This is a genomic window from Burkholderia sp. RS01, from assembly GCF_039748055.1.
In the GTDB taxonomy this organism is placed as follows: Bacteria; Actinomycetota; Actinomycetes; order Actinomycetales; family Micrococcaceae; genus Arthrobacter.
Genome location: NZ_JBDLAK010000011.1, coordinates 92,399 through 103,701 on the forward strand (window position 1 = coordinate 92,399; position 11,303 = coordinate 103,701).

General features: G+C 68.3%; 8 protein-coding genes. 4 read left to right on the top strand and 4 right to left on the bottom strand.

All coding sequences use genetic code 11. The features are described from left to right. Positions 1 to 30: 30 nt before the first annotated feature. A complete protein-coding gene (locus tag ABFP37_RS12075) occupies positions 31 to 2,295 on the top strand; it encodes a transglycosylase domain-containing protein (protein ID WP_347033707.1) in 2,265 nt (754 codons plus the stop codon). Here the strand turns inward: ABFP37_RS12075 and hutG are convergent. Next, entirely contained in the window at positions 2,292 to 3,356 is a 1,065-nt protein-coding gene (gene hutG, locus ABFP37_RS12080; RefSeq protein ID WP_347033708.1) for a formimidoylglutamase, read from the bottom strand. The two genes, ABFP37_RS12075 and hutG, sit on opposite strands and share 4 nt — an antisense overlap. An 88-nt stretch (positions 3,357 to 3,444) precedes the next feature. Beyond that, complete coding sequence (locus ABFP37_RS12085) at positions 3,445 to 4,887, bottom strand: NCS2 family permease (protein ID WP_347033709.1); 1,443 nt, start codon at positions 4,885 to 4,887, stop codon at positions 3,445 to 3,447. A 109-nt stretch (positions 4,888 to 4,996) separates the two neighbouring features. Here ABFP37_RS12085 and ABFP37_RS12090 point away from each other — a divergent pair, with 109 nt between their 5' ends. After that, positions 4,997 to 5,662 carry a copper resistance CopC family protein gene (locus tag ABFP37_RS12090; protein WP_347033710.1) on the top strand — a complete coding sequence of 222 codons (666 nt, stop codon included), beginning with the start codon at positions 4,997 to 4,999 and terminating at the stop codon, positions 5,660 to 5,662. Between the two features lie 28 nt (positions 5,663 to 5,690). On the opposite strand, the gene ABFP37_RS12095 is transcribed toward ABFP37_RS12090, so the two are convergent. Next, positions 5,691 to 6,329: a hypothetical protein gene (locus tag ABFP37_RS12095; protein WP_347033711.1), complete on the bottom strand. Its 639-nt coding sequence runs from the start codon at positions 6,327 to 6,329 to the stop codon at positions 5,691 to 5,693. 404 nt (positions 6,330 to 6,733) lie between these two features. On the opposite strand from ABFP37_RS12095, the gene ABFP37_RS12100 reads away from it, so the two are divergent. Both ABFP37_RS12100 and ABFP37_RS12105 read left to right on the top strand, forming a co-directional pair. Then, entirely contained in the window at positions 6,734 to 7,771 is a 1,038-nt protein-coding gene (locus ABFP37_RS12100) for a universal stress protein (RefSeq protein WP_347033712.1), read from the top strand. 3 nt (positions 7,772 to 7,774) lie between these two features. After that, on the top strand, positions 7,775 to 10,540 hold the full coding sequence (locus ABFP37_RS12105; RefSeq protein ID WP_347033713.1) for a PEP/pyruvate-binding domain-containing protein: 2,766 nt from the start codon (positions 7,775 to 7,777) through the stop codon (positions 10,538 to 10,540). 10 nt (positions 10,541 to 10,550) lie between these two features. Here ABFP37_RS12105 and ABFP37_RS12110 read toward each other — a convergent pair whose 3' ends face one another. Next, entirely contained in the window at positions 10,551 to 11,210 is a 660-nt protein-coding gene (locus tag ABFP37_RS12110) for a DedA family protein (RefSeq protein ID WP_347033714.1), read from the bottom strand. Positions 11,211 to 11,303 lie beyond the last annotated feature (93 nt).

Consider the following 11,303-nt stretch of genomic DNA (forward strand, 5'->3'; position numbering starts at 1 on the left):
TTCACTTCCGACGTTTGGTGAGCTGACTTCATGGCAGGCAAAAGCTTTGTATTCCGGACGGCGCGGGCCTTGGCGGCGATGCTGGGATTCGTGATCGTCAGCGGCATCTGCGGCGTTTTGGTGGCCAGCTTCCTGGTTCCGGGCGCCGCCATCGCGGGCACCACAGTCAGCAAGTCGATCTCCTATTTCAAGGGCCTCCCCACTGAACTTGTAGTTCCCACGCCGGCGCAGACCACCAGGATGGTGACGGCGGACGGGAAGCTGATCGCCACGTTCTACGCGGAAAACCGGGTGCGGGTCCCGCTGAAGCAGATGTCCCCGTTCATCCGGGACGCCGTGGTGGCCATCGAGGACAGCCGCTTCTACGAGCACAGCGGTGTGGATGCGCAGGGCGTTCTCCGGGCCCTGGCCAGCAACCTGACGCGCGGCGAGCGGCAGGGGGCCTCGACCCTGACCCAGCAGTACGTCACCAACGTGGCCAACGAGACCCTGATTTCAGCCGGCCGCGAGGACCAGGTGGTGCTCAGCGGGCAGAAAAGCGTGGGGGGCAAGCTCCGCGAAATGCGGTTGGCGATGGCGCTGGAGAAGAAGTTCACCAAGGACCAGATCCTCGAGGGCTACCTCAACATCGTCTTCTTCAACCGGACAGCCTACGGAATCGAAGCGGCGGCCCGGTACTTCTACAGTGTGCCGGCCAGCAAACTGACCCTTCCCCAGGCGGCGCTGCTCGCGGGGCTGGTGAACAGCCCCAGCTTCTATGATCCCGTGGCCAACCCCAAGAACTCCATCGCCCGGCGCAACCAGGTCCTGGCGGCAATGCTCAGCCAGGGCAAGATCACCAAGAAACAGCATGACGCCGCTGTGGCCACGGGCGTGGGGCTGAAGGTCGCGCCCTCTCAGCAGGGCTGCGCCGCGGCCACCATAGCGCCCTACTTCTGTGATTACGTCACCCACCTGATCCTCAACAGCCCCGCGTACGGGGCGGACACGGCAGCGCGCGAGCAGAAGCTCTACCGCGGCGGATTGACCATCACCACCACTTTGGACAGCCGGCTGCAGGAAAAGGCGCAGGCGCAGGTGAACGCCACGGCAGGGGCAAACCCCGCCAAGTGGGGCGCCGCGCTGGTCACGGTCCAGCCGGGCACGGGCAAAATCCTCGCCATGGCGCAGAACACGGTCTTTTTGCCGCAGCGCGGAAGGTTCGATACCCAGCTGAACTTCAACGTGGACTCCACGGACCCCGACGGCAACGACCTCAACGGCGCCGGCGGTTTCCAGCCCGGATCCACGATGAAACCGTTCACGTTCGCCGAATGGCTGCATCAGGGGCGGGCCATGACCGAGGTGGTGGATGCTTCGCGGCGCGAGTACCCGCTGGGATTCCGCTGGCGGTCCTCCTGCGGGAAGGTGCTCGGCGCCTACAGCAGCAAGCAGAATAAGGCGGGCCTGGAAGCGGCCGAGGACCTGCAGAATGCCTCCGCCGGCTACTACCGGAAGATGCCGGCCGACTACGGTCTCTACAACTCCATCAACACCGCAACGTTTGCCGAGGCGGCGCAGCTGGACTTCTGCGGGATCCAGAACATGGTCAATGCGGTGGGCCTGCACAGCGGACTCGACGGGAGCCCCATCAACATGCACCAGCTGGGCAACCTGCTCGGCGGCACCGGAGTGTCCCCGCTGTCCATGGCCAACGCCTTCGCCACGTTTGCCGCCGACGGCCGGTATTGCACGCCGTTCGCACTCCTTCGCGTGGCGGACGTCGCCGGGCAGAAACTTCCCGACCAGGCGCCGGAATGCCGCAGCGCCGTGGACCGGGACATCGCCCGGGGCGTGAACAAGGCGCTGCAGGACATGCTCGCGAAGGGCTCGGGAATCTATATCAACCCCAAGGTCCAGAGCCTTGTGCCGGTGGCCGCCAAGACCGGCACCAACAACAACAACGGCGCCAGCTGGGTGGTGGGCTACACCACCGGCCTGGCCACGGCCTCCTTCTTCGGCGATGCCCTGGAGGGCCAGCAGCGGCCTGGCCGGAACCTCACTATCAACGGCAAGTTCTACTCGCGGATTGATGGCTACATGATCGCAGGCCCGCAGTGGGCGAATTACATGCTCCAGGTGGCAGGGCTGTATCCGGCCGCTGCGTTCCCCAAGCCGCCGGCGGCCATCGTCACAAAGCCTGCTCCCAAGCCGGCGCCGAAACCGGCACCGACACCGACGCCGCGCTCATCGGCAAGCCCGCGCGCGTCCGCGGGCCCTCCCGCCGCCAGTCCTCCCGTCCGCGCAAAGGGTTAGTCCGGCGGGCCCGTGCCCTGGCTTGCCGCTGCCGTCCTGCCCAAGAGGGTGTTTACCAAGCGCGCCGCCACCCGGGCCGTGCGGTTGTCAATGTCGAAGGAGGGGTTCAGTTCCGCCACGTCGGCGTGCAGCAGTTTCCCGCTCGCGCACACCTGCCGGCACACGGCACTGATCACCGGCAACGGGACGCCGAACGCCGCCGGGGCGCTCACTCCAGGGGCCACGGACGCCGGCAGGACGTCCAGATCGATGGTCAGGTACAGGACGTCGACGTCGGCCAGGAAGTCCGCCACGAACGTCTGCACGGCGTCCGGCGCACAGTCCTCGTCCAGGAGGTACTTCACGCCCAGTGCGCGGGCCGTGCTGAACAGCGCTCCCGTGTTGTTCGGTTCGGAAATCCCGACGACGGCGTACTTCAGTTCGCGCCCCGCGGCGGCTTCCGCCCGGGCCATCTGGAGGAACGGCGTGCCAGAACCGGGCACGGCCTCGTCGCGGAGATCGAAATGGGCGTCCAGGTTCAGCACCCCCAGGCGCCGTCCGTCGCGTACGGCCCGGGAACCGGCGACGCCGAGGTAGCTCGCGAACGCTGTCTCGTGGCCGCCGCCGAGCACCACGGTGAGGTTGCCGGCGTCGAGCAGTGCCGCGACCGCCACCCCGGCCCGGGCCTGGCCTGCCGCGAGTTCGCCGTCCCGGACGGTCACGTCACCGGCGTCGAGGATGGGCCGGTCCAGGTGGAAGGCCAGCGGGCCCAGCGCAGTGCGGATGGCGGCGGGCGCCTTCGCGGCACCGGTCCGTCCCTTGTTGTTCCGGACGCCCTCGTCGCTGCAGAAGCCCAGCAGCACGGCCGGCCGGGAACTGCCCGGAGAGGTTGTGCCGGCGGCCGCGCCGCCAGGCGGGGTGACCCTGACCGGCGGGTCGGCGCGGAGCGGACTGCGCTGGTGCCGGGCGGCCGCGTATGGAACCACCGCCTGCCACCAGCGGCGGTGCGCTTCGCCGTCGCCGTCGAAACGGCCGCTCCACGGCGGCGGAGGGGCATCGACGGAAAGCGCGGGAAAATCCATGCTTCAAGCTCACCGCACAGGGCCGGACAATGCCAGCAGCGCCGGGGTCGTACTGTCTGGAATCCCGGAACCGCGCAACGGGAAGAGGCTAGAGCATTCCGAGGGCCTGCTCGATGGGCCCGATGCCGAAGAACAGGACAAAAGCGGCGGCCACCGCCCACATGAGCGGGTGGACCTCCCGCGCACGGCCCTGGAACGTCCGGATGACGACGTAGGAGATGAATCCCGCGCCAAGGCCGTTCGCGATCGAGTAGGTGAACGGCATCAGGGTGAACGTGAGGAAGGCCGGCAGGGCGATGCCCCAGTCCTTCCAGTCGATCTTGTCCACCTGGGCCACCATCATGAAGCCGACCACCACCAGGGCGGGTGCCACGGCTTCGAACGGCACCAGGTTGATGAGCGGGGTGAAGAACATGGCCACCAGGAACAGCAGGCCGGTCACAATCGAGGCGAGGCCGGTCCGCGCGCCTTCACCGATGCCGGCGCCGGACTCGACGTAGATCTGGTTGGAGGACACGGACGCGCCGCCGCCCACGATGGCGCCGAGGGCGTCGACCTGCAGCACCCGGTCGACGTCGGGGATGTTGCCCGCTTTGTCCACGGTTCCGGCCTCGTTGGCCAGGCCAACCATGGTGCCCATGGCGTCGAAGAAGATGCTGAGCAGGATCACGAACGCCAGCAGGGCTGCGGCCACGAAGCCCAGGTGGTCGAAGGCGCCGATCGGGTTGGCCTTGCCGATCAGCGAGAGGTCCGGGGCGGCCCACTCGGTGAACTTGGGGGCAACCAGGGACCAGCCCTGCGGGTTGACGTTCTTGCCGTCGAAGCTCGGGCCGATGTGCAGGCTGAATTCCAGGATCACGGACAGGATGGTGGACGCGATAATGCCGATGAGGATGGCGCCCTTGACGTTGCGGACCAGCAGGCCGATGGTCAGGATGAGCCCGAAGACGAACACCAGCGTGGGCCAGCCGAGGAGCTTGCCGTCAACCCCGAGACCCACCGGCACCGTGGTTCCGGCAGCATCCGGGATGCGGCGCACGAAGCCGGCGTTGACCAGTCCGATCAGGGCGATGAAGAGGCCGATGCCCACCACGATCGCCGTCTTGAGCCCGTCCGGAACCGCCTTGAACACGGCGGTCCGGAAGCCCGTGAGGACCAGGATCAGCATGGTGACCCCGGAGAGGACCACGAGCCCCATCATGTCCGGCCAGGTCAGTCCCGGGTTGGTCGCGACGGTGACGGCCACGAAAGCGTTTACGCCCAGGCCGGTGGCCATCGCGAACGGGTGCTTGGCCCACGCTCCCATGAGGATGGTCAGGACGCCCGCCGCGAACGCGGTGGTGGCGGCTACGGCGGGAAAGCCCAGGCTGGCGCCGGAGGAGTCGGGACCGGACAGGATCAGCGGGTTCAGCACCACGATGTAGCTCATGGCGAAGAACGTGGCAAAACCGCCGCGGATCTCGCGGGAGTAGTTTGACCCCCGTTCGGAAATCTTGAAATACCGGTCCAGTGCAGAGCCCTGCTTAAGCATTAGTCCTCCGGGGGTTTTGGGGTTGGTTGAATCCTATTGGGCGGCAAGGGGCCTTCCCGGCATTTTCGCCTAGTCTGTAAGGAAGCCAACACAAGGGAGAAGTCCGTCCATGCGTTCCACCCGTCAGCTGCTAAGCGCCGTCCTGGGCGCGCTCGCCTTCGCAGCCCTGCTTCTCACCGCCGGCCCGGCCGCCGCACACGATGCCGCCGAGGCCAGCAGCCCGGCCAACGGCGCCACGGTGGCCACGCCGCCGGGGAAGGTGTCCATCACCTTCAACAGGAATCCGCTGGGGCTCGGCTCGCAGGTCAGGGTCAGCGACTCCGCCGGAACTGACTGGGCGGACGGCAAGGTGGAAATCGTCGACAACGTGGCCTCGCAGAAACTGCGGGAGGGCGCCCCGGCGGGCAAATACACGGTGGAATGGCGCGTGGTCAGTTCGGACTCGCACCCCATAGAGGGGACGTTCACGTTCACGGCAACGACCGGGGCCGCGGGATCGACGGCGGCAGTCCCGGTTCCCACGGCCGGCAAGCCCCAGCCGGGCATCACCCCCGCACCGGAAAAGGTCCCTGACGCTTCGGAGCCGTTCCCGTGGAGCGTCGTGGTGTTCGCCGTGGTGGCGCTCGGGCTGCTCGTGACACTTGGGGTACTGGCCCGCCGGAGGCTGGGCGCCGGCAATGACCAGGAGGGCCCGGACGCCGGGGAGGCATCCGATGCCGAGGATAACGACGCCGGTGCCCGCCCCGGCGGGTCCGGCGGCCAGGGGGCACAGTAGGCCGGCCGCCAAGCCGGTGCCGTTGCCGTCAGGCCGGTGCCGGGAGGGCCGCGAAGCGTCCCGTCAGCACTGACGGGACGCTGTCCGGGTAGACCTTGGCCGCGATGGCCTGGCCCACCACCTTCGCCTGCCGCAGGACTTCCTTGGGCGTCGGGGTGATCAGCTCTCCCACACCCACCAGGTAGATACCGATGGCGCGCATGGCCGTCACAAGGTTCTGGCCCACGGAGATGCCGAGGTCGGTGAGCATGCGGCGCAGTTGGCTGTGGGCGCAGCGGGTCAGCACAATGTGGTCGGCCAGCAGGACGCCGTCGGGGGTATGGACGGCCCAGCGGAGCGAAGCCTCCGCCGTTCCCCCGCCCATCTTGTCCAGGTGAACGGCGGCGGTGCCGTTTCGGATGTCCAGATGGTGGCTCGAAGCATAATTGCGCAGGTGGCGCAGGATTTCGTTGCGCTCCTGAAGGGAGGATGCCCCGGCTGCGTCGCACCGCTGCAGGGGCGCTGTCTGGGACGCCTGCCCGGTGCCGGGCGCTTCAAGCCTGCTGACGGTGATCGAGTCCACGCCCCGCCGTCGGAGCTCCGTGGCGATGGCCAGGCCGGGAAGGCCGGCGCCGATGACCACGGTGGTGGTCCGTTCAGCCCCGCTGAGACCAGGCATGCTTGACACTAAGCTTCCTCCTCGAAAATTTTCGAAGCACAGGGCGTCTGCGCCCTGCACGGTCCGCTGCCCCAGCAAGCAGACACAAAATATCGTCCGGATGTGTTCTGAAACACAAATCTCGGATCAACAGTGCCTCGAAGACTACAGAATTTTTCGGCCTCTGGATAGCCCGCCGGAAACAATGGGCCGGTGACCAGCGCGGGGGCTTCGGGCCGCGGTTGGACCCGTGCGCCCGGCCGCCGGAAAGGGCCACCGGGCCTTCTTGCTAACAAGTCGCCGACCGAGAATAGTTGGACTTGAAAGCAGGCCTGACGCAACCGGGAACTGAAGGCCTGCCGGTGACGGCGAAAGTCCCTGCTTCTGGCAGAATAGCCGCATCATCAGGGCAGTATCGCGAGGAGGCGGACCGAATGGACGCACACGAGTTGCATCCGGACCCGGCACGGAATGGCGACGGACGGGCCGCCAGGCCCGAGGGGATCGTAGTCGGCGTCGACGGTTCAGATCATGGGCAGTGTGCCCTGGTGTGGGCGGCCCGCGAAGCCGAGCGCCGCCGTCATCCGCTCCATATCGTCACCGCCTACTCCGTGCCCATCTTCGCGGCGTCCGGACTCGACGGCGGCTATGCCACCGTGGACGATTCGGTGATCCGCGAGGGCGCCGAAGCCATCCTGCAGCACGCGGTGGACAAAGTGGCCGGCTACAACATCGACGTCAGCGCCTCGGTTGAAAACGGGGACGCTTCCGGCGTGCTGCTGGAAATTTCGGAATCCGCGGAACTGCTGGTCGTCGGGACCCGCGGCCGGGGCGGTTTTGTGGGACGGCTCCTCGGTTCCGTGAGCAGCGCCCTGCCCGCCCACTCCAAATGCCCCACGGTTACGGTTCCCCTGATTTGCGCAAACCGGCTGGGTGAAACCACGCAGGACAAACATGTCCGGGCGGAACAGGCCAAGGCAGGATCCGGCCCGGTGGAAAACGTGGTGGTAGTGGGCGTGGACGGCTCTGAACAGGCCCGCGTCGCCGTCCTCGAGGCAGCCGCCCAGGCCGAGCGGCTGGCGGCACCGCTTCGGGTGATCTGCGCCGTGCCCCAGTACAGCGGATCCCTGGCGTGGGTTCCGGCGCCGTTGGACAGGGAGGCCCTGTTTGCGGATATCCAGGTCCAGCTGAAGGCCGGCGTCGCCTGGCTGCAGAGCCACTACCCACGGCTGACCATCGAAACCCGGCTCGTGGACGGTTCGCCCGTGGAGGTGCTCGTCGAAGCCAGCCGCCACGTTGAGCTGGTTGTCGTCGGCACGCGCGGGCGCGGCGGGTTCACCGGTATGCTCCTGGGCTCCACCTCCGACGGCGTCCTGCACCACGCCAAGAGCCCCGTGATGGTGGTGCCGGACAGGGAGGACCCGCGGCTCGCCGACCGTGCCAGTTTCGGGCCGATGCTCGGCGCCGCATAGGCCATGAGCGGGCGGGTGCTCGGCCTCGGAGACCTCAACGCACATATGCTGCCGCAGGTGGGCGGGAAGGCCGCCAACCTGGGCGAGCTGCTCTCCGCCGGGTTGCCCGTGCCGGACGGCTTCTGCCTCACCACCGGCGCCTACGCCGAAGCGACGGCCCCCCTGGGCCTCGGCGCGGTGCACGGGGACCTGCTGGCCACCCCGGCGGACCACCTGGACACCCTGGCCGAGCTCGCTGCCCGGGCCCGAAAGATCATCACCGCGGCCGAACTGCCGCCGGAGATCGCCGGCGAGGTGCTGTCCGCCTATGAGGCGCTGGGCTCCGGACAGGGACCAGGCGTTCCGGTCGCGGTCAGGTCGTCGGCCACAGCCGAGGATCTCCCCTTCGCCAGTTTTGCCGGCCAGCAGGACACCTACCTGAACGTCGTGGGCGCGGATGCGTTGCTGGCGGCAGTCCGGGACTGCTGGGCTTCCCTGTGGACGGACCGTGCCGTCGCCTACCGCGCCAGCCGCAGCATTGACCCGTCCACGGTGACGCTCGCCGTCGTCGTCCAGCGCATGGTGGACGCCGCGGCAGCCGGGGTCATGTTTACGGCGAACCCGGTGACCGGCCGGCGCCGGGAATCCGTGATTGATGCCAGCCCGGGGTTGGGCGAGGCCGTGGTGTCCGGTGCCGTGAACCCTGACCATTTTGTGGTGGACACCGCGACCGGAAGGATCCTGGAGCGCCGGATCGGAGACAAACGCCTGGTCATCCGCGCGCTGTCCGGGGGAGGCACGGAAAGCATCGACCAGCCGGCCGCCGGGGACATGCCCTGCCTGACGGACGTGCAGGTCCGTGAGCTCGCCGCGCTGGGAGCCAAAGCCGAGGAGCACTTCGGGGCGCCGCAGGACACGGAGTGGGCGATCGACGCCGCCGGCAAGGCCTGGCTGACCCAGTCCCGTCCCATCACCACGCTGTACCCGCTGGCGGACAAGGTGCTGCGCGGCGAGGTGTCGGAGTACGACGCGCGGATTTTCCTGTGCTTCAGCCTGGCCCAGGGGCTGACCCGGCCCATCACCCCCATGGGGCTCGCCGCCTTCCGCCGCATCACGGCCGGCGTGGCGGCGGAAGCAGGCTTCGACGTTCCCGATCCGCGGAACGGGCCCCCTCCCTATGCCGAAGCAGGCCAGCGCATCTTCTTCGACCTGACAACCGTGGCACGGAGCACGGTGGGCCGGCGGATCGTCCCCCGGGTATTCGACATCATGGAGTCGCGCTCCGCGATGCTCCTGCGCCAGATGTTCGCCGACCCCCGGTTCTCGATCACCCGCCGCACGCCCTGGGGCCTGATCAAACACGTGGCACCGGTGGCCGTGCGCGCCCGGGTGCCGGAAACACTCTTACGGGCGCTGTTCCGGCCGGAAGCAGCGCTGCGGCGCGTGGACCGGTTCACCAAAGAGTTCAACAAGTCGATCGCACTGCCAGGCGGCGCATCGCCCCGGCAGCGGCTGGACCACGCGGAGCAGGTGCTCTCCCGGCTGTTTCCCAATGTCCCGGCCATCATCCCGCTTCCCGCGCTCGGCTTTGCGATGCTGGCCCTCGCCGGAAAGCTGCTCAGGGGCGGCACGCGGCAAGGACAGGGTCAAGGACAGGGACCAGGGCAGGGGGAGGCCGGGCGCGAGGCGTGGGCCGAGCTCCAGCCGGTTCTCCGCGGACTGCCCAACAACGTCACTACGGAGATGGACCTGGACCTGTGGCGGCTTGCCACGGCCATCCGTGCCGACACTGAATCCTCGCAGCTGCTGACCGGCCAGCCGCCCGCGCTGCTTGCCCAGCGGTTCAGTGCCGGCGAACTGCCGGCCGTGGCGCAGTCCGGCCTGGCCGGATTCCTCGAACGGTTCGGGCACCGGGCTGTTGCGGAAATCGACGTCGGGATGCCGCGGTGGCGGGACGACCCCACCCACATCCTGGGTGTCCTGGCCAACTACCTGCGGCTGGATGACCCCGCTCTCGCCCCGGACCGGCAGTTCAGCCGTGCGGAAGCCGAAGCGGAGGCACAAGTGGCGCGGCTGGTGGCGGAGGCGAGCTCCCGGGGCCGACTCCGCGGGATGATGGTCCGGGCCGCGCTCCGGCGGGCCCGGCTATTCGCCGGCCTGCGCGAACTTCCGAAGTACCAGATCGTCGTGGCCCTGGCGGAGGCCCGCCGGCAGCTGGCCGAGGTGGGCAACGCGCTGGCCGCAGAAGGACGGATCGCCCGCGCCGACGACGTCTTCTTCCTGGATTTTGCGGAAACTGCGGACGCGCTGGACGGCGCGGACATGCAGGAGCTCGTGGCGCGGCGGCAAGGGGCCTACTACCTGGAGCTGGAACGGCGCCATATCCCGCGGCTGCTTCTGTCCGACGGGACGGAGCCTGAAACGCTGGCCTCTGCCCGCGGGTCTGCCGCCGAGGGCGCCCTGACGGGGAGCCCGGCGTCGGCCGGCACGGTGACGGCCCCGGCCCGGGTGATCCTGGACCCGGTGGGTGCGCACCTGGAACCGGGCGAGATCCTGGTGGCCCCTTCCACCGATCCCGGCTGGACTCCGCTGTTCCTCACGGCCGGCGGCCTCGTGATGGAAATGGGCGGCCCCAACTCGCACGGCGCCGTGGTGGCCCGGGAGTACGGCATCCCCGCCGTGGTGGGCGTCCCCGACGCCACGTCCGTCCTGCGGACGGGCCAGGAAGTGACGGTCGACGGCGCCGCCGGCACGGTGGTGCCTAGCGACAGCAAAGTGGCCGGCCCCTGACGACCGGCACTTACTGCGGTTCGTCAGCCGTCTTCCTGCGGCGGATGTACCGGACCACGAGCCACGCCACCACGACTGCCAGCGCCGCATAGACCGCGTAGTTGAGGAAGCGGGAGTACTGCTCCACCATCGAATATTGCTTCCCCAGCAGGACACCCAGCCCGATCAGGGCTCCGTTCCAGATCCCGCTTCCGGCGATGGTGAAGATGCTGAACGTGCCCAGATGCATCTTCTCCGCCCCCGCCGGCAGGGAAATGAGGCTGCGTACGCCGGGAAGCAGCCGGCCGAAAAAGATGGCTGACTTGCCGTGCCGCCGGAACCAGCCTTCCGCGGTCTCGAAGTCCTCCCGCTCCACGAGCGGCAGCTTGGACAGCCACCGGATCGAGCGTTCCAGCCCTACCTTCGCCCCGAGGAAATACAGAGCCAGGGCTCCCGCATATGCCCCGAGCGTGCTGGCCACGAAGACCAGCGGCAGGCTCAGGGACCCCTGCCGGGTCAGGAATCCCGCGAGCGGAAGAATGACCTCGCTGGGGATCGGCGGGAACACCGTTTCCGCTAGCGTGAACAGCCCCACGCCCCACTCCCCAAGGGAATCAATGGACCGCGCGGCAAAGCCAACAATGCCGGTCAGCTCATCGGCGGACGTGGACATGGCACCAATACTGCTCATTTGCTCAGGCTCCTGAAGCTGGATGACGGCGTCCCATCCAGTCTGTCCCAGCGCACGGTCCTGCGATAGCTGCAGCACGAACTGGGGGCTGTC

Bases quoted from the DNA above. Each gene is read 5' to 3' on its own strand.
- ABFP37_RS12075 (WP_347033707.1), top strand. From the start codon at position 31: ATGGCAGGCAAAAGCTTTGTATTCCGGACGGCGCGGGCCTTGGCGGCG.
- hutG (WP_347033708.1), bottom strand. From the start codon at position 3,356: ATGGATTTTCCCGCGCTTTCCGTCGATGCCCCTCCGCCGCCGTGGAGC.
- ABFP37_RS12085 (WP_347033709.1), bottom strand. From the start codon at position 4,887: ATGCTTAAGCAGGGCTCTGCACTGGACCGGTATTTCAAGATTTCCGAA.
- ABFP37_RS12090 (WP_347033710.1), top strand. From the start codon at position 4,997: ATGCGTTCCACCCGTCAGCTGCTAAGCGCCGTCCTGGGCGCGCTCGCC.
- ABFP37_RS12100 (WP_347033712.1), top strand. From the start codon at position 6,734: ATGGACGCACACGAGTTGCATCCGGACCCGGCACGGAATGGCGACGGA.
- ABFP37_RS12105 (WP_347033713.1), top strand. From the start codon at position 7,775: ATGAGCGGGCGGGTGCTCGGCCTCGGAGACCTCAACGCACATATGCTG.
- ABFP37_RS12110 (WP_347033714.1), bottom strand. From the start codon at position 11,210: ATGAGCAGTATTGGTGCCATGTCCACGTCCGCCGATGAGCTGACCGGC.